Annotated in this window: 19 protein-coding genes; 10 read left to right on the top strand and 9 right to left on the bottom strand. The window is 64.6% G+C overall.

The genetic code is table 11. The features are described 5' to 3' along the window. Positions 1-116: 116 nt before the first annotated feature. The 9 genes from AC0Z35_RS03975 to AC0Z35_RS03935 all read right to left on the bottom strand — a co-directional run bounded on the left by AC0Z35_RS03975 (position 117) and on the right by AC0Z35_RS03935 (position 13,453). The gene (locus AC0Z35_RS03975) at positions 117-1,919 is read right to left on the bottom strand and encodes an NAD(P)/FAD-dependent oxidoreductase (RefSeq protein WP_485131312.1); all 1,803 of its coding nucleotides are present in this window, start codon (positions 1,917-1,919) and stop codon (positions 117-119) included. 359 nt (positions 1,920-2,278) lie between these two features. Beyond that, the gene (locus AC0Z35_RS03970) at positions 2,279-4,177 is read right to left on the bottom strand and encodes a sigma-54-dependent Fis family transcriptional regulator (protein ID WP_485131313.1); all 1,899 of its coding nucleotides are present in this window, start codon (positions 4,175-4,177) and stop codon (positions 2,279-2,281) included. A 181-nt stretch (positions 4,178-4,358) separates the two neighbouring features. Further along, positions 4,359-4,967, bottom strand: a complete 609-nt coding sequence (locus AC0Z35_RS03965) for a hypothetical protein (protein WP_485131314.1) — start codon at positions 4,965-4,967, stop codon at positions 4,359-4,361. Further along, positions 4,964-7,534 carry a peptidoglycan DD-metalloendopeptidase family protein gene (locus AC0Z35_RS03960; protein ID WP_485131315.1) on the bottom strand — a complete coding sequence of 857 codons (2,571 nt, stop codon included), beginning with the start codon at positions 7,532-7,534 and terminating at the stop codon, positions 4,964-4,966. The genes AC0Z35_RS03965 and AC0Z35_RS03960 overlap by 4 nt, the downstream gene beginning before the upstream one ends. A 49-nt stretch (positions 7,535-7,583) precedes the next feature. Then, entirely contained in the window at positions 7,584-9,614 is a 2,031-nt protein-coding gene (locus tag AC0Z35_RS03955; RefSeq protein ID WP_485131316.1) for a type VI secretion system Vgr family protein, read from the bottom strand. A gap of 260 nt (positions 9,615-9,874) precedes the next feature. Then, positions 9,875-10,732, bottom strand: a complete 858-nt coding sequence (locus tag AC0Z35_RS03950) for a PA3715 family protein (protein ID WP_485131317.1) — start codon at positions 10,730-10,732, stop codon at positions 9,875-9,877. A 136-nt stretch (positions 10,733-10,868) separates the two neighbouring features. Next, a complete protein-coding gene (locus tag AC0Z35_RS03945; RefSeq protein ID WP_485131318.1) occupies positions 10,869-11,864 on the bottom strand; it encodes a Bug family tripartite tricarboxylate transporter substrate binding protein in 996 nt (331 codons plus the stop codon). Positions 11,865-11,990: 126 nt separating this feature from the next. After that, complete coding sequence (locus AC0Z35_RS03940) at positions 11,991-12,863, bottom strand: alpha/beta fold hydrolase (protein ID WP_485131319.1); 873 nt, start codon at positions 12,861-12,863, stop codon at positions 11,991-11,993. Then, complete coding sequence (locus tag AC0Z35_RS03935; RefSeq protein ID WP_104141856.1) at positions 12,860-13,453, bottom strand: amino acid synthesis family protein; 594 nt, start codon at positions 13,451-13,453, stop codon at positions 12,860-12,862. Before AC0Z35_RS03935 ends, AC0Z35_RS03940 begins: the two co-directional genes overlap by 4 nt. 120 nt (positions 13,454-13,573) lie before the next feature. Between AC0Z35_RS03935 and AC0Z35_RS03930 the strand changes: the two genes are divergently transcribed. From AC0Z35_RS03930 to AC0Z35_RS03885, 10 genes are all read left to right on the top strand, one after another. Continuing rightward, positions 13,574-14,482 (top strand): LysR family transcriptional regulator, encoded by a 909-nt coding sequence (locus AC0Z35_RS03930; RefSeq protein ID WP_120157638.1) that lies wholly within the window; start codon positions 13,574-13,576, stop codon positions 14,480-14,482. Between the two features lie 280 nt (positions 14,483-14,762). Then, positions 14,763-15,629, top strand: coding sequence for an N-acyl homoserine lactonase family protein (locus AC0Z35_RS03925; protein ID WP_319307711.1), 867 nt, complete (start codon positions 14,763-14,765; stop codon positions 15,627-15,629). A gap of 68 nt (positions 15,630-15,697) precedes the next feature. After that, complete coding sequence (locus tag AC0Z35_RS03920) at positions 15,698-16,666, top strand: ABC transporter ATP-binding protein (protein ID WP_485131320.1); 969 nt, start codon at positions 15,698-15,700, stop codon at positions 16,664-16,666. Next, on the top strand, positions 16,663-17,376 hold the full coding sequence (locus AC0Z35_RS03915; protein ID WP_046807575.1) for an ABC transporter permease: 714 nt from the start codon (positions 16,663-16,665) through the stop codon (positions 17,374-17,376). The genes AC0Z35_RS03920 and AC0Z35_RS03915 overlap by 4 nt, the downstream gene beginning before the upstream one ends. After that, positions 17,373-18,758, top strand: a complete 1,386-nt coding sequence (locus tag AC0Z35_RS03910) for a GldG family protein (RefSeq protein WP_485131321.1) — start codon at positions 17,373-17,375, stop codon at positions 18,756-18,758. The genes AC0Z35_RS03915 and AC0Z35_RS03910 overlap by 4 nt, the downstream gene beginning before the upstream one ends. Beyond that, the gene (locus AC0Z35_RS03905; RefSeq protein WP_485131322.1) at positions 18,755-19,369 is read left to right on the top strand and encodes an electron transporter SenC; all 615 of its coding nucleotides are present in this window, start codon (positions 18,755-18,757) and stop codon (positions 19,367-19,369) included. The genes AC0Z35_RS03910 and AC0Z35_RS03905 overlap by 4 nt, the downstream gene beginning before the upstream one ends. Positions 19,370-19,635: 266 nt before the next feature. After that, the gene (locus AC0Z35_RS03900) at positions 19,636-20,541 is read left to right on the top strand and encodes a branched-chain amino acid ABC transporter permease (RefSeq protein ID WP_219991172.1); all 906 of its coding nucleotides are present in this window, start codon (positions 19,636-19,638) and stop codon (positions 20,539-20,541) included. Further along, positions 20,541-21,557 (top strand): branched-chain amino acid ABC transporter permease, encoded by a 1,017-nt coding sequence (locus tag AC0Z35_RS03895; RefSeq protein WP_104141864.1) that lies wholly within the window; start codon positions 20,541-20,543, stop codon positions 21,555-21,557. The genes AC0Z35_RS03900 and AC0Z35_RS03895 overlap by 1 nt, the downstream gene beginning before the upstream one ends. A 2-nt stretch (positions 21,558-21,559) precedes the next feature. Then, the gene (locus AC0Z35_RS03890; protein WP_046807570.1) at positions 21,560-22,300 is read left to right on the top strand and encodes an ABC transporter ATP-binding protein; all 741 of its coding nucleotides are present in this window, start codon (positions 21,560-21,562) and stop codon (positions 22,298-22,300) included. A 3-nt stretch (positions 22,301-22,303) separates the two neighbouring features. Beyond that, a complete protein-coding gene (locus AC0Z35_RS03885; RefSeq protein WP_104141865.1) occupies positions 22,304-22,960 on the top strand; it encodes an ABC transporter ATP-binding protein in 657 nt (218 codons plus the stop codon). Positions 22,961-22,970 lie beyond the last annotated feature (10 nt).

The raw sequence follows: 22,970 nt of genomic DNA, 5'->3' as shown, positions 1-22,970 counted from the left end.
CGTTGTGTGGACGCTGAATTGTCAACAATTTACCCCGCGGTGGGGCGAGGCGCAAGCCGGGGTAAAGGGGGTGCAAGCGGCCGGGGGCCGCTTGCGACAGGCACATCAACGCCAGGCTAGCGCTTGTGGTGCACCGCCTGCATGCCGTACACCCGCACCGGCAAGCCCACGTGGCGCGCCTTCAATTGCAGCGACAGATACTGCGAATAGTGCCGCGACTGATGCAGGTTGCCGCCATGGAACCACAGCCCTTCCTGCTGAGTCGGCTTCCACATGTTGCGCTGTTCGCCTTCCCACGGGCCGGGGTCCTTGGTGGTGTCCGATCCCAGGCCCCAGCACTTGCCTACCTTGTCGGCAACTTCCGGGCTGATCAGGTCGGCGGCCCAGCCGTTCATCGAGCCGTAGCCGGTGGCATACACGACCAGGTCCGCGGGCAAGGTCACGCCGTTCTTCAACACGACGGCATCGCGCGCCAGGTGGCTGACGTCGGTATTGGATTGCAGCTTCACACTGCCGTCGATGATCAGGTCGCAAGCGCCCACGTCGATGTAATAACCCGAGCCGCGCCGCAGGTATTTCATGAAAAGGCCCGAGCCGTCGTCACCCCAGTCCAGCATGAAGCCGGCCTTCTCCAGCTTGCTGTAGAACTCGGCATCGCGTTCGCGCATCTGGTTGTAAAGCGGGATCTGGAACTGCGCCATGATCTTGTAGGGCAGCGACGCAAACGTCAGGTCGGCCTTGCGCGTGGTCATGCCGCTGGCCAGCGCTTTTTCGGAATACAGCCCGCCCAGCCCGATGTCCATCAAGGTGTCCGACCGCACGATGTGCGTAGACGAGCGCTGCACCATCGTCACGTTGGCGCCGCCTTCCCACAGCGCCGCGCAGATGTCGTGCGCCGAATTGTTGGCGCCGATCACCACCACATTCTTGCCGCGATAGGCGTCCGGCCCGGGATGTTGCGAAGAATGCTGCTGTTCGCCCTGGAACTCGTCCTGCCCGGGAAAGCGCGGCACGTTCGGCTTGCCCGACATGCCGGTGGCCAGCACCAGTTGCTTGGGCCGCAGCACGACGGGCTTGCCGTCGCGCAGCACGGTGACTTCCCATTCTTTCTTCGCCTCGTCATAGCGCGCCGATTCGCAGACGCTGGACGTCCAGTAGTTAAGCTCCATCACCTTCGTGTACATCTCCAGCCAGTCGCCCACCTTGTCCTTGGGCGCGAACACGGGCCAGTTTTCCGGAAAGGGGATGTAGGGCAGGTGGTCGTACCAGACCGGGTCGTGCAGGCACAGCGACTTGTACCGCTTTCTCCAGCTGTCGCCCGCGCGCTCGTTCTTTTCGATGATGATGGTTGGCACGTTCAGTTGACGCAGCCGCGCGCCCAGCGCAATGCCGCCTTGCCCGCCGCCGATGATCAGCACGTAGGGCTGCGTCTTGTAGCCGAGTTCCGCGGCTTCCTGCTCGCGCTTTTCCAGCCAGGTCTGGCGTTCGCGGCGGCTGCCGTGTTCGGCGCCCAGGGGGCGGCGCGTGCCGCTGGGTTCCTCGTGGCCCTTGAGCTCGGACATGGTGGTCAGCAGCGTCCAGATCTTGCCGTCCTTCACGCGGATGTGGCCGTAGCCGCGCGCCAGGTTCGTATCGATGTGCAGCCAGCCCTGCAAGAGGCCGTCGTCGTCGCTTGTCGCTTCACGATCGTCGCGCGTGAAGCGCACCGGTTCAACTTGCGACAGTTGTTGCGTGAGCATGTCGCGGATCTGCGCATGGCCTTCGAACGTGCGCAGGTTCCAGCTGAACAGCACCAGGTCGCGCCAATAGCATTCTTCCTGGAACAGGTCGGCGATGGCGGCCATGTCCTTGTTTCCCAGCGCGGTGTTCAGACGGGCAAGCACGGCGTCCAAAGCGGCGTCGGCGGGGGCGGTCTGCATAGCTTGTCTCCTTGCCCATGGCGGGCGTGGTTGGGGGGCGGACGCGTACGCCCGCGAGCGGTCCCGGCCTGTACCGGCCGGTGGCTGCCCAACCCCTTCCATGCAAATGCTGTGCCAGCTCGCCGACAACGCCGCGCGCCCGTGGCACGGGGGGAACGGGCGGATACGCTGCCGACCCACCGTGGCGCGACGCCACACCTGTGGCGCGGGGGTGTGGCGCCGTGGGGGGCTGGGTCGCGGGCAGGGGGCAAGTCGGGCGAGGCGCGGCAAGTTGCGGCCAGGCGCGCTAACTGGCGGCGGCGCGGCAAGTTACGGCCTGATCGAGGAAAGTCGCGCCAGGAACCGCAGTGCAGAAAGCCCTAGCGCCGCCCGCGAGCGCCCAGCCCGTAGCGCCGCATCTGGCGGTGCACGGTGGAACGGTCCAGGCCCAGCCGCCGCGCGGCTTCCGACACATTGCCCGCGCAACTGGCCAGCGTGGACCGCAGCGCCGCTTCCTCGGCCGACACCGCCACGCCGCCCGGGGCCAGCGCGTCGGGCAGGTCGCCCGGCTCGATGACGCCGTGTTCGCACAGTGCGGCGGCCACGGCGATCACGTTGGCCAGTTCGCGAATATTGCCGGGCCACGTGTGCGCCTTCAACGCCAGCAAGGCGCCAGGCGACAGGACGGGCGCACCGGACTCATCCTGGTGACGCGCCAGCATGCGCGCGATCAGCCAGTCCAGATCCTGGCGTTCGCGCAGCGCCGGCACCGTCAGCGTGGCGGCGTTGATACGGTAGTAAAGGTCTTCACGAAAACGCCCCTCGCGCACCAGCGCGCCCAGCTCGCGGTGCGAAGCCGACACCAACGCGAGACGCAGCGCACGCGGCGCATTGGCGCCGATGGGCGTGACTTCGGATTCCGCCAGCACGCGCAGCAGCCGGCTTTGCAGCGCCAGCGGCATATCGCCGATTTCGTCCAGAAACAGCGTGCCGCCATCCGCCTCTTCGATCAGCCCTTTGCGACCCTTGGGCGCCGCGCCGGTGTAAGCGCCCGGCAGGTAGCCGAACAGCTCGCTTTCAATCAAGGATTCAGGAATGGCCGCGCAGTTCACCGCCACGAAGCGGCCCGGCCGCCGGCTGTCTTCGTGAATCGCGCGCGCCAGATATTCCTTGCCCACCCCCGTTTCCCCGTGCAGCAGGATAGGCAGGCCTTGCCGCGCAAGCTTGGCGGCGCGGCTCTGCAACGCCGCCATCCTGGCATCGCCGCCGTCCAGCCCGCGCAGTGCGGATGGCGTGCCGCGCACGGCCACGGCGCCGCCGCGCGTGCTGCGGTTCGGTTCGATGGCGTGGGCGAACAGGGCGTTGCCGTCGCGCGCGACGATCAGGCGGTCTTGCGGCGCATGGCCGCGCGTGTACCGCGGCAGGTCGTCCAACTGCACGTCGAAAAAACGCGTGACAGGTAGTCCGATCAGGCCGGCCGGTTGGCGCCAGTCCAGCCCGGCCGCCCGCGCCAGCAGCTTGGCGCCCGAATGCGTCATGCCCAGGATGCGGCCCGCGCCGTCCAGCGAGATGGCCGCTTCCGGGTCTACATCCAAGAACTCGGGCGACCGCGCAAAGCGCAGCACCCATTCATTGCGCGTGCGCGCCATCAGGTTAGCCAGTTCAATGCGGCGCGTCGTGCTGTTGACCAGATGCAGCGCGAGGTTCTGGCTGGTCTTCAGGCTGGGCGAACTGAGCAGGGAAATATCCAGCACGGCGGCCAGTTCCCCGTCGGCGTTATAGATTGGCGCGGCGGTGCAGGACAGCGGCGTGTGCGTATTGTCGAAGTGGTCGGTCTGGTGAATGGTCAGCGCCTCGCCCGTCTCCAGGCAGGCGCCCACCGCGCAGGTGCCGGCACGCGGCTCGGACCATTCCGATCCCAGGTACAGACCCGCCTTGCGCAGCTTGGATGTCTGCGCGGGGTCTCCCAGGAATTCCACGGTGACGCCTTGCCGGTCGGCCAGCAACAACACATAGTTTTGCCCCGCCACCTGCCGGAACAGATGATCCAGCCCGCTGCGCGCAATGCGGATCAGCGCTTCGGATTGCTGCCGATGTTCTCGCAACCGGCCATCCGGCACGATATAGGCTTCACAAGCCTGCGCCGGATCGAGCTGGTACTGATCCAGGCAGCGCAGCCAACTGCGCACCACATGCGCATCGCGCTGCGTAGGCCGGCCTTGGCCCACCTGTTCGATCTCGCGAATGTGGGCGGTATGCGGGGATTCCTGACTAGGCATGTCGTCTCCATGTTGCGCCCGATCTGTGCCGGATCAACACGGCAGCATGCACAGAGACGAATCGGCTTGTAAATGGTGGTTATCCAGCGGTGGGGGGGGGATTGCGGCGGGGGGGGGCGGGGTGCAGACAACGCCGGATTCAAGGACGCAAGACGTGTGGGCGCGGTTTCCCGCAGTCCTGTTATTTTTCCTGTTGTGAATTAATGAGTGCAGATGGCTTAAGTATCTGGATGGAGTTAATCGCTTCTCTTATTTTCTGGGTCTGAAGTTTCTTGGACTCGGTCACGGGGTAGCCGGACGAGACGAAAATGCTCAATGGGGTGGCCAAGTTCAGAAGGGGCTTCATCCCTGCAAAGTAGCAGTCTCGATAGGTAGGCTCTGGCAAGTTGGCTCCCAGATTACATAAGACGCCCACTGCCTCGTAGTACTGAAAGTGTGTGCTGACCTTTTTTGACGTTGGATGTAGCCAGTTTCCCGCGCTGACGACGTACGAATCTTCGGGTAAAGGGCCTGCTAGCTCTTTTTCATCATCGCTTAAAGATCGATATTCAAAGAACATGTTGGAAGCCGCCATGTCCTCGAAAGATCTTCTGTACAGGCAGATTCTCAACGCGAACGAGTGTCTGGACGCATCAATACATGTGCCACCATTGACGGAGTGGGTGTCTGCGCTGTGGGCGGGTACCAGGACTTCTAATCCATCGTGGAAGGATATAGAGTCCGCCGCAGCCATGCCCGAGAATAACAACGAGGCTGCAATGGAGCCCAAGGCATACCGTATGGTGTTCATGGGGTGTCCAAAATTATTTTCGATATCCTCCTGGTCTGGGCGGTGCGTTCCGGTAGACCGTTGGGCTCTCCCGACGCGCCGATTCCGTTTATCGCGGCCGAGACTGCGAATATGGCGCTGTCCGATACGTCAAGCTCGACTATTTTCGAGTTTATGGTGAGGAATCGGTTGGACGCTGCCCCCGCCGTCCAATACCAGCCACCTGCGTCGGCGCAGTTATATGCATCCTCACTCAGGGCATGAGGCCTTTCAATTGTTGGACGCTTCTTTTGCGAAGATGTCCACCACGCTCGATTGAACGACGAACTTTCAAGCCATCCCCTGTAAACCCAGTATTTGGCGTAGTTCTCTCTACCGGTCAGGTGCTTTATTCCGCGGCCGCGATATTTTCGTCCATCTCCGCTGTCTACGTTTCCCAGCTTGTTATCCAGATAGTTGAAGTGCTCGTCTTGCGGGTTGTTGTAGTAGCCTCCTCGCTCTGGTTGCAGGCTGGCTGTGAAATGGGTGGATGACGCTTCCATCATTCGCGCGAAGCTATAGGACTCTACTGCTGCCTGGCCGAGGAAGTGAGCCATCTGTGTTGGCGTGACGATGAAGTACTTTCGCATTGCCTTATTTACAGAGGCACGATATTTTTCCCTGAGCATCTCCGGATCGGGGGTTTCTTTTTTGTTGTACAAGGCGTCTGGATAGATTCGCCGCAGGTCACCTTTGGAGAGCCACCCACACTTCCTGAACTCCTCAATAAACTGCAACGGATGAAAGTGGTAATGCACCTTATCCAGTGCCAGTCCTTGCGCCTGCGCGTCTTCCCAGAACGCCAACGCCTCGTGATGCCGCTTCAGCCGGCCATAGGCCTCATCACTAAGGCATTCGCTTGTCCTCAGCACATTCGCCGGGCGTTGGTCGGGGTCGTCCACCTTCAGCCAACCCCATCGCTTGTCAAAATCATCCCGTGACCATTCCGTGGGGATCTTCACCACACAGCGGCGCAATGCCTTGGATACTTGCGCGGTGCGGATCTTGGCGGTGGCGCGTGCCAGGCGGTCTTGGTATTGCATCAAGGCGTGTACGCCAGTGGCCATTTTGTGAAGCGTGTCTCCCAAGACTCCCGTCAGCGTCGGCGCTGGATGCGCAGTGGGTTTCAACGGTTCTATCAGGTTCAGCAGCGTGCCCGAGTCGCATCGGCTATTGCCGTCCAGATCGTCGTCAATAAACGTCCAACCTTGCCAATGCGGAAAATCTGCATCGCTGTAGACCTGGACGTCGGGTGCATTCAGGTCAACGAAGAAGATGCTGTCGTCAGACAGCCGGACTCTGCGGATGTGGGGCAGTCGGCCGTGATACAAATCGCTTTGTGCCGGCGCATCAGGACCCAGCACACGACCAAAGCGCAGCATTTCAAACCCCGCGCTGGGGCAGCCTGGATACTGCTTGACCGCCGTGTTGTATAGCTCGTACGAACTTTCGGTTTTCTCGGCAGCGCCTTGCAGGACGCCAATGATCTCGCCTTGCCGAGTTCGCGCGGTGACCGTAAAGGCACCCCGCAGTTCGCTGATGCTGATAATCAGCTCCGCCGTGGTCCGCGCGGCTACCGGCACCTGCCAGTTTGCCCAGTGATCGGGATTCGAACCGGAAGGAAAGCGGTCAACGAGCGCGCCGTAAACCCCCGGCACATAGATTGTTCTTTCCGTTGCGCTAGGGGTAGGTAGATCGAACATGCTCTGATGCGCGCCGTTCACCCAGTTCAACCACGTCTTCTCATCGCCTTCCCGATCCGCACCGCTCGGCGACTTGCGATTCATCTGCCATAGCCGGTCAGGGGTGGTGCCGAACTGCGAGGCAAGGGCGGCGGGGCGTTCCGCGCTGCCGGGCTGCCCGGTTTGAAAGTGGCGTATCAGGTAGGTGCTTCGAACCTCACGCGGATTCATGTCATACAGCGGCGTATTGGCGGGCAATACAAAGTGAATATCGCCCCACACGCAATCGCGGCGGCCCTCCTTGGCTTTCAGAGCGCCGGCGCTGCGGCCCAGCAATCGCTCGACGTTGGCCCTGTCGGCCACTATTTCGAAATGAATGCGGTCGGGTTCGCCGTAGAGGTAGCCCGCGCGGGCAATCGCCTCTTTGCGGTACACCTTGTCGCCCGTGTTCAACGCGAGTTTTGTGCCCGTGTGCTTTTCCAGGGCGTGCAGATGCTGGTAGATGGAATAGAACGTGACGCTGACGTCTTCGCCGATCTCGGTGTCGTGCTTCAGCACCAGGACGCCGTTACTGGTCCAGCCCTTGTAGTACATCAACGGGTCGTCGGCGGGCGTGGTGGCATCGACCCCGCGCTTGGGTGAGTCGCTGGCCCTGGCATACACGACGACACCATCTGCAATTGCCCGCACCGGTTCGGGCTTCTGTGGAGACCCCGGTGCCACCAGGTGCACGCCGCCATGCCAGCCGAACTGGTGGCTGACGGGAAAGGCGCCTTTGCCTGTCTTCTCACCCAGGCTCCAGTAGGCATTGCTTTCCGCATCGTCGGCTTGCAGCACCGCGCGCAGGAAGGGTGCGCTGATCAACATGAGGCCTTGCTCCCAGGTTGGAACTCCGATGGATAGCCGCGCGCGTTGCCTACTCGGATAACGGAATATCCGCAGGGTCTACGTCGCGCGACACGGCGGGTACGCCCGCAATCTGTAGCGCGCTGCCTGCGCCCGCGCTGCTTTGGCTCAATGGCCCCTTGATCTTGATTTCGACGCCATCCAGCGTGATGCCCGAGCCGTCGATGGTGATGGTGCCGCCAGGGCCCTTAAAGACCACCTTCTCGCCGGTCTGTAGTTCGTAGACGGTGGTTTTGCGATGTATCTTCTGGCCGACTTCCAGCAGGTCATAGCCTTCGATTCTTGTTTCGGCATAACCGCCGATGTCGGTCCAGTGGTTGGCGGCTGTCTTGTCACGCCGGCTGTTGCCGACCTCTTCCGTGCGGTCCTTGGCCGTATGGACGGTGTGGTTACGCCCCACGTTCAGAAAATCGTCTTGCCCGGTGCTGTGGCGGCGGTCTTGGCCGATATCGACCTGCTCGTCGGTAGCCACGGTTTCGCGGCGGTTGCGGCCGATGGCAATCGTCTCGTCGTTCTCGATCTTTTCGCTGCGGTCGTGTCCCACGAACGTGGTCTCGTCGTGATTGACGTGGATGTTCTGATCGCGCTGCGCATGCACGAAAATCTCTTCCTGATCGCGCTCGTCTTCAAAGCGCAGCTCGTTATAGCCCTCGCCTTTGTGCGTCTGGCTTTTTATCGTCATGCGCGTCTTGTGGCGTGGCAGTTCGTAAGGCGGTAGTTGCAGCGCCATGTGGGTGCGGCCCGTGATGACAGCCTGGTCCACGTCGCCGTCCAGGAAATTCACGATGACTTCCTGCCCGATGCGCGGTATGGCCATATGCCCCCACATGGCGCCCGCCCAGTTTTGCGACACGCGGATCCAGCACGAGCTGTGTTCGTCATGGCTGCCCAGGCGGTCCCAAGGGAACTGCACCTTGACGCGCCCGTAGCTGTCGCAATAGATCTCTTCCCCTTTTGGCCCGGTCACCGTGGCAATCTGCGGGCCATCGATGCGAGGCTTGGGCAGCGGTTCGGGTCGCCATTCCGTGTGCTTGGAGACCAGCTCCGCCGTATAGCCATAACGGGTGCCTTGCTGCGCGTCGGCGCTGTCTTCCTGTAGGCTGCTGTGCTGCACGCCGTGGTGACGCATGCGTATGGGGCGCCAGCCTTGATTCAGGTCGCCGCGTGGATGGCCTGCCAGTTCGAACGACAGCCCGGGGACCAAACGAGGGTCGTCTCCTTCCACCGTGGCGATCCGGGCATCCCGTCGCAGCCCGCGCAGGCGGTTCTCGGTAAACGGAATGCCCGCTTCGTCGCGCTTGTAGCGTCCCGGGTAGTCGTACCGTTCGTAGTGACGGTGCTGGTGGTGCAGGTCGACACCGTCGCGGCTGTGTTCCTGTGTGTATTGCGGGTGCGTGTAGGTGTAGTCGCGCTGGGTCTGGCGGGCCGTGCGCACCTGTTCGGCGTAGGAAAAGCGGCGTAGCGCGGGCTCGGGTTGGTCCCCGCCCGGGGCGGGAAGATAGCGCACCGGGCCACCATCGATGTTGCCGTGTATGTGCAAGCGGTCGCTGTGGACCAGACGGTGGCCTTTGGCGTGGTGATGAAACGCATGGAAGAAGCCTTCTTCGCGGGCCAGCCGTTCCATGAAGTACAGATCGGTGTCGCCGGCCTGCACGCAGTATTCGCGGGGCAGGTGTTCGTGCGTCACCGTCTGTTCGTAGTCCAGGACGCCGTGCTCTTTAAGCACCGCTTGCAGGATTTCGGGTACGGACAACTGCTGGAAGATGCGCCAATCGGAAGACAGGCCGGCGCGCGCCAATAGCGGTTCAACGGTGGCGCGGTAGCGGGTGCGGCGAAAGCCGGTGGCGCCTTGCTCGAAGCGCGAGACCACGCCGTGCACGTAGCGTACCGGGGCGCCTTGATACCAGACGGTCAGCAGCGCCGCCTGGTCCAGCACCAGGCCGAAGTCCACCGACGATTCGTGGCTGGCCAGATCCAGTTCCAGGCGAAACGGCTCGGACAAGCCCTCGTCGAGCGTGAACTCGACCACTTCAAAATCCATGCCGCCTACGATGCTAAAGCTAAATCGGAAGTCATGTTTGTGACTCACGATGCCCCCTTTGAATGCGTCATGCGGCACATCTTGGACAGCGAGTCAGCGTATGGCTATAGGACGACTAAGAATACTGACGGGGACAACTTGGAAATATCCGAATCCCGAAGCGGGGCGGGGATCAAGCGGGCCGGCCTGATAGCGGTCTGGCCGGCCACCGGCGCTGTTGCCGCCTGCTGGGTTGTTCATTGCGCTGCGGCAAATTTGGCTTATCCAGCGCTATCGCGATCCATGGACCGTAGCGCGGCCGGGATGCGGTAGCGCTTGCCGTCGAATGTCAGCGTGTGGCGGGTTTTGCCTTGCTTGACGGTCTTTTCCTTGCAGTCGCCTTGCTGCACCGAAGCGCGGCTGGCCGAGTGGGATTCGGTGGCGATCAGGTCACGGTAGCCGCGGCGTTGCGTGTCGCCTATTGCCAAGCTGACGGCGCTTTCCGAGAATTCGCCCGCGCACGTGGTGTCCCACACGCCCGACGAGCGGTTGACGGACATGCCGTCGAGCACCAGGCGCAACTCGTTGTCGTGCACGGTGAATAACCGCAAGCTGGTTTCATCGAACGGGTTGGCGCGCGATGCGCCTTCGCGTTCGATGCGGATGCCGAAGGCGCGCTTGTCGGTTGCCACGTCGTAGCGCGCGGTGTCGAACGCCAGCCCGGCGATGCGCACCGCATCGTCCGACATCAGGCCCACCAGGCGCCGCCGTTGGCGCACTTGCAACGTTTGCTTGTCCAGCACCAGCACGTCCAGATCGCCGACGTGGCCGTTCTCGGGGTCGGGGGTGTCCTGCATCAGGGGCACCGCCACCAGCAACAGGTCCGGATTGGCGGGCCATGCCTTGCATGCCACGGCAAACGGCGCGCCCACGTCCGCGTCGGAAAGCGTGACGATGGCGTGCCCTTCCTTCAAGCGGATGCGGCCTTGGGCGTCGGGCTTGTCGGTATTGTTGTAGACGGTGCGCACGATGCCGGCCGCTTCCGGGCAAGGCCCGCTGGCCGCTTGCGCCGCGCCGCAGGTCACCACGGCGGATAGAAGCAGGGCGGCGGCGGGCAGACGCGAATAGGGACGGAACATGGCGGGCGGGCGGAAAGGAAGAAGTCCGAATTCTAATCAGGCCTTGGGGCGGCTGCGCGCCCCTTCGCTACCGCCCGCTACAGATCGCTACAGCTCGACCCGGACGTTGCCGCTTGTACCGACGCGGCAACGATCGCTACAGGTCCACCCGGACCTTGCCCGCCTGCACCAGCCCGGCCACGTTGCGGATCTCGGCCAGCAGCGACTGTTGCAACTGCGCGGGCGTGCCGCCCGTCGGCGCAAAGCCCTGTTCGGCCAGCTTGCTGCGCACGGCCTCGGTTTGCAGTGCGCGGTTGATGCCCTGGTTCAACGCAGCGATCATCGCGTCGGGCGTGCCGGCCGCGCAATACGTGCCGAACTGGATCTGCGCGTCGAACCCGGCGTAGCCGCTTTCCGCAACCGTGGGGATGTCGGGATACTTGGGCAGCCGCTCACGGCTGGTAACGCCCAGCACGCGCAGACGTCCGCCCTTCATATACGGTTCAACGGCGGCGACCGTGGCTACCACCAACTGGATCTGGCCGCCCAGCAGGTCGGTCATCATCGGGCCCGTGCCGCGATACGGCACATGCAGCAGGTCGATGCCGCACGCCGCTTGCAGCAGTTCGGTGGCCAGGTGCTGCGGCGTGGCGTTGCCGGGCGACCCGAACGTCAAGCCTTTGGGATCGCGCTTGGCCTGGGCCACCAGGTCGGCCAGCGTCTTGGCGGGCAGGTCGGCATTGACGGCCACCATGTACGGAGAACGCGCGATGGGGCAGACGGGCGCCAGTTGCTTGAGCACCTCTTCGGGCGGACGCGCGTAGTAGCGCACGGACGGCACCAGCCCGGCAAACAGCAGCATGCTGCCGTCCTTGGCGCCGTTGGCGGTGTAGTCGGCGCCCAGCATGCCGCTGGCGCCGGGCTTGTTTTCCACGACGACCGGGCGGTCCAGCGCGCCTTCCAGGGTGGCGGCGATGACGCGGCCCAGCACGTCGGTGCCGCCACCCGGCGGAAACGGCACGATGACGCGCAGCGGCGCCTCGCGCGCGGCGGCATTACGGCTTAGCGACAAACCCAACGACAAGCCCAGCGATGCGGCCAGCGGCGTCGTTGCGCCCAGGGCCAGGTGCTTCAAAACGGTTCTGCGATTCATGCATTTGTCTCCATCTGCGCTCAGTCTTCAGAGCGTTGGCCGATCGCCTCTGTTGGGCGGGCGATTCAGCGCGGGTCTGCGTGGTCGGCGGTGTGGGCGTGGCGGCCGGCGTTGGGCCTGGGTTTCCTACATCCCAGGGCCAGGAAACGGGCTTGATGACGGGCCCCGCAGTGGCTGGGCCGCCGGGTCATTCGTCCGGTCGGGCATACCGTCCGGTCGCGCATCCGATTGCCCGCCCGGCAATAAAAAGCCGTGCAACGCCGAGGCCAGCGCCTCGGGCGCTTCCACCGGCAGCATATGCCGTTGTCCATCCAGCACGCGCACTCGGGCGTCCGGCAGTGCCCGCCCCAACGCGCGCGTCATGCGAGGCGTGGACCCGACGTCATCCCCGCCTGTCATCACCAGCGTGGGGCAGGCGATATCCGGCGCGGCTTGCGCCAGCAGCGCGTCGCCATGCGCGAACAGACGATAGGCCGCCAGGAAGTTGGCGCGGTTGTTTTTTATCAAGCGGTGGCCGATGGCAGCGACGCGTTCGGGGCGGGCGGCCTCGAACGCGGGCGTGAACCAGCGTTGCAGCGAGACCGCCGCCGACGTCGCCACGTCCTGCGTGGCAGCCGCCACCAGACGCGCCTTCACGGCCTGCACCTCGTCGGGCGTGCGCTGGAACACCGTGCTGAGCAGCACCAGCCGGGTCACGCGGCAGGGCCGCGCGGCGGCGTAGGCGCCCGCGATCAAACCGCCCATCGAATAGCCCAGCACGTTGGCTTCGCCCCAACCCGCCGCATCCAGCTCGGCATCCAGCTGCTCGATAAATTGCCCGATGTTCGCGGCACCCTGGATGCCGGGCGCCGCGCCATGGCCCAGCAGGTCGTAACGCAGCACGTCGAAGCGGGGTTCCAGCAGCGGCGCCAGATCATCCCAAAGCGTGTGGTCCAGCCCCACGCCGTGCAGCAACACCAGCGGCGCGCCACGACCGGAACGTCGACGTGGCGTGCTCATTTCGATTGCGCCTCTTGCGCCAGTTCCTGCAAATCGGAATAGCGGTTGCCGATGCGGTGGTGCGGCCGGCCGGACGTTGCCGCGCCCAGCGCAATAACGATTTCGTCGGGCGCGGGGGCGTCGTTGATATTGGTCTGCACGGTCAGGTAGTGCGAACGCAAGCCTTCGTCTTCCTTGTGCATCAAGGGCACGGAAATCACGCAACCCGGGCCGCCGCGCGTGTTGGTAAAGGCCAGGTAGCTGGTGCCGCCCACGGCGTTGCGATAGGCGTTGCCAAAGCGCAGCGTGTGGATCAGTGCGGACGCGTGCTCGACCTCGCCCGACGTGCCCACCACGGCGGCCTTGCCATAGGCTTCGATCTGGTCTGCCGACCCCGCCTGCCGCAGTATTTCGGCCACCAGCAGTTCGCCCAGGGGCGGCGCGTTTTCCAGGATCCGCGGGCGCAGGTCTTCCTGGAACGGCAGGCCCGCCCACGGGTTGCGGATCACGGCGGCGGCAACGATCATGATCAGCGGCCGCTCGGCCGGCTTGCCGCCTTCGATGCAGGTCTTTTCCACATAGCTGATGATCTTTCGGACTTGCAGGGCCATTCGATTGCTCCAGTGCATAAGGGCTGACGATGGACCTATTGTTCAAGCCATGCCGGAATTTTGACAATCCAAATTAACTCAAGTTAATTTCGGAAAACCTGAAGTCAATCGATGCCCGCCATGCCCGCACCCTTGAAGATCCAGCACCTGCGCCAATTCCTGTTGGCGGCCGACCACGGCAGCTTTCGGCTGGCGGCCGAAGGCACGCACCGCTCGCAAGCCGCCGTGTCCGCCGCCATGCAGGACCTGGAACAGCAATTGGGCGCGCCGCTGTTCGAAGCCGGCAAGCGGGCGCAGCTGACGCCACTGGGCCTGGCGGTCGCGCCGCTGCTGCGCGAATTGCTGGCCACGCATGACCGCGTGCTGGAGGCGGCGCGGCAGTTGGGCATGGGCAATACGGGGCCGGTGTCGCTGGCGGTGATGCCGTCGTTGGCCGACGAATGGCTGCCTCGCCTGCTGGAACGCTACGCGCGCAGCCATCCCGACATCCGCATCCGCGCCGTGGATGAATCGTCGCAGGACGTGCACCGGCTGGTGCTGACGGGCGAAGTGCAGGTGGGCGTTGCCGGCCAGGTGCCGCGCACGGCCGAGGTCGCGTTCACCCCCGTGGCGCGAGATGCCTTCGGGCTGGTGTGCCGCAAATCGCATCCGCTGGCGCGGCGGCGCGGAGCCGTGCCGTGGGCGGCGCTGGAAGGCGAACGCCTGATCGGCAACGCCACCTTCGACACGCTCAAGAACCGGCAACTGGGCAGCGCCATCGACGACCCGGCCATGGTGGTGTCGAACCGCGCGTCGTTGCTGGCCAGCGTGGTCAGCGGCCTGGGCGTGACAGTGCTGCCGGTGCTGGCGCGACCCGCCGTCAGCAGTGGCTTGGCCTTCGTGCCGCTGGGCGAGCCCACCGTCGAGCGCATCGTGGGCGTGCTGACCCGCAAGGAAGAAACCTTGTTGCCATCGGTGGCGGCCATGCACGCGCTGGCCTTGCGGTCGCTGGCGCAGTTCACGCGCCGCAAGGGCGCAGCGCTGGTGTAACGCCCGGCTGCCTTACCCGCCTTCGGCCTAGGGTTGTCACTACTTCGGCCGGCGTGAAGCCCAGCTTAATAAATCCTTAATTGGCAGCCTCCCGGCGCTGCGTCAGAGTGCGCAACAGAGAAAACGGCCGTCAGATGCCGTCCGGGCCGGCGAACCGATCCGCCGCGCCATCCCCCCGCACAGCAGAACCCTATCGAATGAAAACCCGGGGCATACCGGGTGGCTTGCTATCGACCGTCGCCATCTGGCGGCGGTTACCCGTGGGTCCGAGGAGACGACAATGAGCAAGAGCTGGAAGAGGTTTGCAGGGGCGGTGGGCGCGGTGGCGGTCTTGGCGGGGGCGGGCGCGCAGGCCGCCGACGCGCCGCCCGACATCAAGCTGATGCAGCTGTCGGTCGGCAAGATCGAGCTGGACAAGGGCTTCATGACCGCCATGGTCGACGTGGGCACCAAGATCAAGATCCCGGTGCCCGCCTATGTCATCCAGCACCCGCGCGGGCTGGTCCTGTTCGACACCGGCATGAACCAGGCCACCGCCGACGGCAACTGCGCCAACTATTGGGGCCAGGGCCTGTGCGGCGCGTTCAATTCCATCCAGGGCCGCGACGAGGTCGTCGACCGCCAGCTCAAGGCCGCCGGCTTTGACGTCAGCGACGTGAAGTACGTGGTGTATTCGCACTTTCACCTGGACCACGCCGGCAACATCAAGATGTTTCCCAAGGCCAAGCACGTCGTGCAAAAGGCCGAACTGCGCGCCGCCTGGTGGCCCGAAAAATTCCAGCGCGCCGCCTATGTCATGAAGGACTTCGACACCACGCGGGACTACGACTTCATCCAGGTGGAAGGCGACTTCGACCTGTTCGGCGATGGCACCATCGTGCTGCTGGACACCAAGGGCCACACGCAGGGCCACCAGTCCTTGCAGGTCAAGCTGAAGAACACCGGCACCGTGCTGCTGGCGGCCGACGCCATCTACACCGCCGAGAACGAGGCGGGCGTCATCCCGGGCATCACATGGAACACCGCGGCGTCCATGCTGGCGATTGACCGTCTTAAGCAGATCCGCGATGCGCGCCAGGGCCAGCTTTGGTACAGCCACGACGCCGAGCAGCACGCGCAAAACGCCAAGACCAAAGTGTTCGATTAACGCGTTGCTGGATGCCGCATTCCCCGTCGATCGACCTCGACTAACGCAAGTCTGACCGAAGGCGCCCCATGCAGCCGGCCGTTGCTTTGCACCAGGTCTGCAAGTCGTTTGGACCCCGTCAGGTCCTGCATTCCCTGAGCCTGTCCGTGGCGCCCGGGGAAATCGTGGGCCTGCTGGGGCCGAACGGCAGTGGCAAGACCACCACCCTGCGCCTGATGGCCGGGTTCTACACGCCCGACAGCGGCCGCGTCACCGTGTGCGGCCGGCCGCCCGCGCCGGGCCGGGGCAACGCCGACATCGGTTACCTGCCCGAACGCGCGCCGCTGTATGACGCGCTGACGGTCATGCAATACCTGCAATTTGGCGCGGGGGTGAAGGTGGCGGGCGGGGCGGGCGCGCGTCGTCTTGCCATCGAACGCGCCATCGACGGCTTCGACCTGCAAGCCGTGGCCCGCAGCGCAATCGGCCGTTTGTCCAAGGGCCAGCGCCAGCGCGTCGGCCTGGCGCAAGCGGTGCTGAACGATCCGCCCGTGCTGTTGCTGGACGAAGCCACCAATGGCCTGGACCCCGTCCAGATCGTCGAGGCCCGCGCCATGATCCGCCGTTGCGCACAAGGCCGCGCGGTGGTGTTCAGCAGCCACCTTATGCAAGAGGTGGAAGCCTTGTGCACGCGCATCGTCATCTTGCAGCAGGGGCGGCTGGTGGAAGACGCGGTGCTGGGGCAGGCGCAGGCCGCGCTGCAATTACAGCTGGCCTTGCCAACGGCCGGCCACGCCGCCTTGCGCGCCGCGCTGTCGGCCTGCGACGGGATACGCGGCGTGGACGCTACCGTACAGGATGCCGAGCTGAGCAAGTGGCGCATCAGCTGGGACACGGCCGGCGCGGGCGATCCTTCAGGCGCGATGTGCGACCGCGTGCTGCGCATCGTGTTGGCGCACGCCCAGGTGCGCGCGGTGCTGTCGCTGCATGACGCCGTGGAAGCGCGCCTGCTTGCCGCGCTGGCGCCTAACGACCCGGTGATGCGGAGGCGGGCATGAAAGGCTTTTTGGCGTTGTACCGAAAAGAGCTGCGCACCGATTTCGGCTCGCCCGTGGCGCTGGTGGTGGTGGCCGTGTTCTGGGCCTTGTCCGGCTACCTGTTCAGCTTCAACCTGTTCTTTGTCAGCACGGGGCAGATGGTCACCGCGTTTCACAACATGACCATCCTGCTGATCCTGGTGATGCCCCTGGTCAGCATGCGCGCCTTTGCCGAAGAAGCGCGCCAGGGCACGCTGGAGATGCTGCTGACCTTGCCGCTGTCCGACGCGACGCTGGTGGCGGCCAAGTACGCGGCCGGGTTGACGGTCCTGGCCTTGATGCTGGCGGGCACGACCGCCGCCGTGCTGCCGCTGGCGTGGTACGGGCAGCCGGACTACGGGCCGATCGTGGGCGGTTACGTCGGCGTGTTCCTGTACGGCGCGCTGTTCCTGGCGATCGGCATTGCCGTGTCCAGCGCCTGCACCAACCAGATCGTGGCGGCCAGCGCCACGTGGGGCATCCTGGTGCTGCTCTGGTTCATTGATTACCCGGCCGCGCTGGACGCCTTTCCCGCGTTGTCGCCGTTCTTTCAGGCGCTGTCTTTGTCGGCGCAACACGTGGACTTTATTCGGGGCGTGTTGCCCGGTCCGGCCACGGTCACGCTGGCCAGCGTGGCGGTGCTGGCCTTGATGGTGGCCGCCGTCAACCTCAAGCGCTGGAGGCTGCGATGAACGCAAACCCTCGCATGCTGCGCACGGGCCGGCGCCTGTTGCTGTGGTTGCCGGTGCTGGCCGTTGCCGCCTTGCTGCTGGCGCTGAACCTGTGGGCCTCGCGCCATCTGGGCCGCCTGGACCTGACGGCGCAGCGCCTGTACAGCCTGTCGCCCGAAAGCGTTGAGGTAGCCCGCCAGATCAAGCAAGCCGTGGACGTGACGTGGTTCTACGATCTGCGCAACAAAAGCATGGTGGACGCGCTGGAGCTGCTGCGCCAGTACGAACATACCAACCCGCTGATCCGTGTGCGCGGCGTGGACCCGGCACTGCGTCCGGCCGAGGCGCGCGAAGCGGGCATCCAGTTCGCCGGCAGCGCGGTGCTGGCCGCCGACACGCGCAAGATGACGATCAATGGCGGCACCGAAACCGACTTCACCAACGCGCTGATCCGCATCAGCCAGCGTGGCGCGCAAACGGTGTGCTTTACGCAGGGCCATCGCGAAGCCGTGCTGGACAGCCTGACGTCGCTGGATGATCTGGAAGACCACGGCGACGATGAAAACCTGGTGGCGCGCGTCGAGGTGCACGAGCAGCACGGCATGGCGATGGCGCGCAATGCCTTGCAGACCTTGGGCTTTGCCACGCGCGGTATCAACGCGGGCAGCCTGGCGCAAGCCTTGCCGGCCTGCGCCGTGGTGGTGGCGGCGGGGCCGCGCGCGCCGTTCGGTAGCGACGACGCAGAGGCGCTGCGCCGCTGGACGGCCGACGGCGGCAAGACCCTGTTGCTGCTGGAACCGGACACGCGCCACGGGCTGGATGCGTTGCTGGCCGACTTCGGTATCGCGCGGCCGATGGGCGCGCTGGTCGACCCCGGCAGCCATTACCGCAACGACCCCGGCAGCCCAGCCGTCAGCGACTACACGCGGCACAAGATGACGCGCGGCCTGCCGTTAAGTTTCTTTCCCGGCGCGGCAGGCCTGGAACCCGCCGGAGAGGCGCTGCCGCAAGGCGTGACGGTCACGCCGCTGGCGCAGACGTCGGCACAGGCGCAGTTGCCGGGGCAGTCGGCGGGGCGCTACACCTTGATGGCGCTGGCCACGCGCAACGCGCAGACCGCCAGCGCGGACGGGTCGGCGCGGCCCACGCTGCTGGTTGCGGGCGATAGCGATTTCGCCACCAACCGCCATTTCGCCACGCTGGGCAACGGCGCACTTTTTACCAGCGCCGTCACGCTGCTGGCCGGTGAAGACGCCTTGTTGACGATACGCCCGCGCCATTACGAAAACCGTCGTGTCGAGCTGACCAATCGCCAGATGCGCACCGTGTTCTGGACCAGTACCGTGGCCTTGCCATTGCTGGCCTTGATGACGGGCCTGCTGCTGTGGTGGAGGCGGCGATGAACGCGGGGCGTGGCTGGCTGATGTTGCTGGCGGCGGGCGTTGCGCTGTCCGCCTGGCAATGGCACGAGGCCATGGAATCGCCCGCCACCCACAGTGGGCACACGCACCTGCATGACGACACCGGCAAGCCGGCGCGGCTGTACGCGTGGAACGCCGCGCAGGCGGCGCGTATCACGCTGTCCACGCCAGCATCCACGACGACGTACACACGCGCCGCTCAGGGTTGGGCCGCGATGCCGGGCAGTGCAACCTCCACCGCACCCCCCGCCTTCGACGCAGACGACTTCCTGCCGCTGTTTTCGCAAGCCCGCAGTGACCGCGTGCTGGCCCCGCACCCCGGCGAATCATATGGCCTGAATCCGCCCGCGCTACGCATCGCCATCGATGACGATAAAGGCGCCACGCTGGCCCGGATGGACGTCGGCGCGCTCACGCCGGATGGACTAGGCCGTTATGTGCAATTGCCCGATGAACCGCACCTGCGCATCATCCCCGATTACCAGACGCGCGCGCCGATGGCCGCGACGATTCAGGTAAACCCGCATGCGCCCGGCATGGCGACCACGGCCTCTCTATTGCTTGTGAAACCCGGCTTGCGCAAAGATAAATAGCCGCTCAAAAGGGGCGTCCCTATACTTCGCTGCACATCGGACTAGTACGAAAAGTGGCGCTTGCCAGTGATCGCGCCGGTCCATAAAAGTGCCTTCCGTTCCGCTTCGATTCGCGTTCGAAGTCAAGGCGGCAAGGTTGATAACGAGACAAGGGCGCGCCACGCGCACGCCCGGGCCATGTGCCCACGCCGCCTTGCCGGCGATGCCCGTTGCCCCGGCAACGCATCGCGGACGGGGCAGGTGTTTAGCGTATTGGGAGAAGACGCTTGACCTTGGATCTACTGCCTCTCGCCTTGGTGGATGGCGTGGCGTACGCCAGTCTGCTGTTCCTGGTGTCGATGGGGTTAACCCTGGTGTTTGGCGTGATGGGCATCTTGAACGTTGCCCATGGCGCCTTCTACGCCTTCGGCGGTTATGCCGCGGCCAGTCTCGTCATGTTTCTGGCGCCCAAAACCGATTCCCCATTCCTGCTGTTCGCCGCGTTGTTCGTGGCCGCCATCGCCATCGGCCTGGCGTTGGGCAGCATCATGGAATTCGTGCTGATCCGCCGCGCGCAGAACTACGACCCCATCCTGAAACTGCTGATCACCTTTGGCGGCTTCCTGATGCTGGAAGACGTCCAGCGCCTGCTGTGGGGCGCGCAGCCCTACAGCGCCAGCGAAGTCGTGAACCGTCTGGGCAATATCGAAATCGGCGACATCACCTACACCACCTACCAGCTGGTGGTGGTGCCCGTGACCGCCGTGCTGGCCTACGTGTGCCTGGAGTATTTCCTGCGCCACACCAAGCTGGGCAAGCAGACGGTGGCCACGACGCACAACCGTGAAGTGGCCACGTCGTTGGGCATCAACGCCAAGAAGATCGGCTACGTCACCTTCGTGATCGCCACCATCCTGGGCGCATTGGGCGGCGCGCTGGCCGCGCCCACCACGTCGCTGGTGCCGGGCGCCGGTACCGACATGACGGTGCTGTCGTTTGCGGTGGTTGCCACGGCGGGGCTGGGCCAGATCACCGGTGCGCTGATCGCGGCGCTGTTGATTGGCGTCATGCGTTCCATTGCCGTCTACGCCGCGCCCGAACTGGAAGTGGCGGTGCCGTACATCATCATGGTGTTGGTGCTGATCATCCGGCCGCATGGCTTGTTCACCGTCGCCCAAGCCCGGAGGATCTGATGAAAGTCGTCGTACTCAGCCTCGTGGCCGCGATGGCCACGCTAGCTCTTGGCTATAGCCTTTCCTGGACAATCACCCCCATCGTCATCGGCCTGACCTACGCCATCGCGGCGCTGGGCGTGTCGGTGATGGCGCGGGCTGGCCAGATCTCGTTTGGCCATGCCATGTATTCCTGCATCTCGGCCTACACGGTCGCGTTCCTGGCGCGCGCCATGCCGGGCACCGACGCGCTGCTGCTGATTATGGCGGGCGTCGTTGCCAGCTTCCTGGCGGCCATCGTGATCGGCCTGTTCGTGGTGCGCTATCGCGGCATCTTCTTCGGGATGCTGAACCTGGCGTTGAGCATGGTGCTGTTCGCGTTGCTGGGCAAGCTGTACACGCTGACCGGCGGCTCGGACGGGATGCGCATCGTGCGCCCGACAATGGCCGGCGTGCTGATGGAACGCGAGTCCTTCGAACGCGCGTTGCTGGTGCTGACGCTGGTGTTGTCACTGGTGCTGGCCTGGTGGGTGCAGCGCTACTTCCGTTCGGGCAGCGGGCAGGCGTTGTCCGCCATCAAGACCAACGAAACGCGCATTGAGTACCTGGGGTTTTCCGCGTACTTCATCATGTGGAAGGGCTACCTGCTGTCGGCTGTCGTCGTCGGCTTCTCGGGCGCGATCCTGGCCTTGATGCAGGGCCTGGTCACCCCCGAAATCGGCTCGTGGCTGCGCTCGGGCGAATTCGTCTTCATCACCATTCTGGGCGGCGCGGGCCATGCGGCCGGTGCGTTCCTGGGCGCCGTCGGTTTTGAAACGGTGAAGCTGGTGTCGGCCGCTTACTTCCCCGGCCTGTGGCAGTTCTTGCTGGGCCTGACGCTGATCCTGGTGATCTTCATGTTCCCCACCGGCTTTGTCGGCCAGGTCATGAAGCGCATCGCCACGCGAAAGCGCGATGAGGCCCGGGCCCGCGCCCGCGCCAACGCCACCTTGCAGGCGCGCGTTTCCGCCAACACGCACGCGCCGGTGAGGAACTGATGATGAAACCGCTTATTCAAACCACAGATCTTTACCTGGCCTTCGGCGGCGTGATCGCGGCCGACAACATCAACTTCGAATTGCATGAAGGCGAACGCCTGGCCGTCATCGGCCAGAACGGCGCGGGCAAGACCACCTTCATCAACATCTGCACGGGCTACCTGGCGCCGTCCAAGGGCCGCGTGATTTTCGATGGGCGCGACGTCACCGCCATGGCGCCGCGCAAGATCGTGCGTCTGGGGCTGGGCCGTTCGTTTCAGTTGCCGCAGCTGTTCACCGAACACACGGTGCGCCAATGCGTGCAGATCGCCGCCGCGCGCCGCAACAAGGAACTGAGCTGGTTCCGTTCGCTGGAAAGCACCATCGACGAAAAAGAAGTGGACGCCACGCTGGACCTGGTGGGCCTGTTGCCCGAAGCCGACGAGGCTTCCATCGAGTTGCCCGAGGGCAAACGCAAGCTGCTGGATGTGGCCATGGCGCTGGCGCTGCGGCCCAAGCTGCTCATCATGGACGAGCCCACCAGCGGGGTGGCGTCCGAAGACAAATTCGCCTTGATGGAAACCGTGATGCACGCGCTGGACGAGCGCCGCGTGACGAGCTGGTTTGTCGAGCACGACGTGGACATCGTGTCGCGCTACGCCACGCGCGTGGCCGCCTGGATCGCGGGCAAGGTGGCCGCCGACGGCACGCCGGACGAAGTCTTGAATAACCCGCAGATCAAAAGCGAAGTGCTGGGGGCCTGAACCATGCTGAACCTATCGGCCATTAACGTAGACCTGGCAGGCAACCGCATCCTGCGCGACGTCAACGCCAGTTTTGAATCATCCAAAACCATCGGGATTGTGGGGCGCAACGGCGCGGGCAAGACCACCTTGCTGCGCACCATCATGGGCCTGACCAAGATCAAGTCCGGCAAGATCGCGTTCGACGGGGCCGACCTGACAGCCATGCCCGGCCACAAGCGCGCGGCCTTGAAAGTGGGCTACGCGCCTGAAGATCGCGTGATCTTCCCGACCATGACCGTCGCTGAAAACCTGAACCTGCCGTGCGAAGTGCAAGGCCAGTCCAAGACTGAAATCGCCGCCCGCATCCAGACCGTGCTGAAGGTGGTGCCGCAGCTGGAACCCATGCTGGGCCGGTCTGGTTCGGCGCTGTCGGGCGGGCAGGGAAAGATGGTGGCGCTGGCGCGCGCCATCATGGTCGGCACGCGGCTGTTGATGTTGGACGAACCCTTTCAGGGCCTGGCCCCCAAGCTTGCGCGCGACTACACCGAAGCGTTGGGGCGCCTGAAGGAATTGCAGCCCGACCTATGCGTCGTCATCACGGAATCCAACGTGAAGCTGCTGGGCGACATTCCTGACCAGATCTGGACGATCGAGCGCGGCTCGATCACCTTGAATTGAACTTCCGGAG

This window comes from Achromobacter sp. 1L-A-4-B-C2 (genome assembly GCF_057291955.1).
The sequence above is the reverse complement of the archived record's forward strand: the minus strand, read 5'-3'. Positions and strand labels throughout refer to the sequence as shown.

Excerpts from the sequence above, each read along its gene's own strand:
- AC0Z35_RS03975 (WP_485131312.1), bottom strand. The coding sequence starts at position 1,919 with ATGCAGACCGCCCCCGCCGACGCCGCTTTGGACGCCGTGCTTGCCCGT.
- AC0Z35_RS03970 (WP_485131313.1), bottom strand. The coding sequence starts at position 4,177 with ATGCCTAGTCAGGAATCCCCGCATACCGCCCACATTCGCGAGATCGAA.
- AC0Z35_RS03965 (WP_485131314.1), bottom strand. The coding sequence starts at position 4,967 with ATGAACACCATACGGTATGCCTTGGGCTCCATTGCAGCCTCGTTGTTA.
- AC0Z35_RS03960 (WP_485131315.1), bottom strand. The coding sequence starts at position 7,534 with ATGTTGATCAGCGCACCCTTCCTGCGCGCGGTGCTGCAAGCCGACGAT.
- AC0Z35_RS03955 (WP_485131316.1), bottom strand. The coding sequence starts at position 9,614 with ATGGATTTTGAAGTGGTCGAGTTCACGCTCGACGAGGGCTTGTCCGAG.
- AC0Z35_RS03950 (WP_485131317.1), bottom strand. The coding sequence starts at position 10,732 with ATGTTCCGTCCCTATTCGCGTCTGCCCGCCGCCGCCCTGCTTCTATCC.
- AC0Z35_RS03945 (WP_485131318.1), bottom strand. The coding sequence starts at position 11,864 with ATGAATCGCAGAACCGTTTTGAAGCACCTGGCCCTGGGCGCAACGACG.
- AC0Z35_RS03940 (WP_485131319.1), bottom strand. The coding sequence starts at position 12,863 with ATGAGCACGCCACGTCGACGTTCCGGTCGTGGCGCGCCGCTGGTGTTG.
- AC0Z35_RS03935 (WP_104141856.1), bottom strand. The coding sequence starts at position 13,453 with ATGGCCCTGCAAGTCCGAAAGATCATCAGCTATGTGGAAAAGACCTGC.
- AC0Z35_RS03930 (WP_120157638.1), top strand. The coding sequence starts at position 13,574 with ATGCCCGCACCCTTGAAGATCCAGCACCTGCGCCAATTCCTGTTGGCG.
- AC0Z35_RS03925 (WP_319307711.1), top strand. The coding sequence starts at position 14,763 with ATGAGCAAGAGCTGGAAGAGGTTTGCAGGGGCGGTGGGCGCGGTGGCG.
- AC0Z35_RS03920 (WP_485131320.1), top strand. The coding sequence starts at position 15,698 with ATGCAGCCGGCCGTTGCTTTGCACCAGGTCTGCAAGTCGTTTGGACCC.
- AC0Z35_RS03915 (WP_046807575.1), top strand. The coding sequence starts at position 16,663 with ATGAAAGGCTTTTTGGCGTTGTACCGAAAAGAGCTGCGCACCGATTTC.
- AC0Z35_RS03910 (WP_485131321.1), top strand. The coding sequence starts at position 17,373 with ATGAACGCAAACCCTCGCATGCTGCGCACGGGCCGGCGCCTGTTGCTG.
- AC0Z35_RS03905 (WP_485131322.1), top strand. The coding sequence starts at position 18,755 with ATGAACGCGGGGCGTGGCTGGCTGATGTTGCTGGCGGCGGGCGTTGCG.
- AC0Z35_RS03895 (WP_104141864.1), top strand. The coding sequence starts at position 20,541 with ATGAAAGTCGTCGTACTCAGCCTCGTGGCCGCGATGGCCACGCTAGCT.
- AC0Z35_RS03890 (WP_046807570.1), top strand. The coding sequence starts at position 21,560 with ATGAAACCGCTTATTCAAACCACAGATCTTTACCTGGCCTTCGGCGGC.
- AC0Z35_RS03885 (WP_104141865.1), top strand. The coding sequence starts at position 22,304 with ATGCTGAACCTATCGGCCATTAACGTAGACCTGGCAGGCAACCGCATC.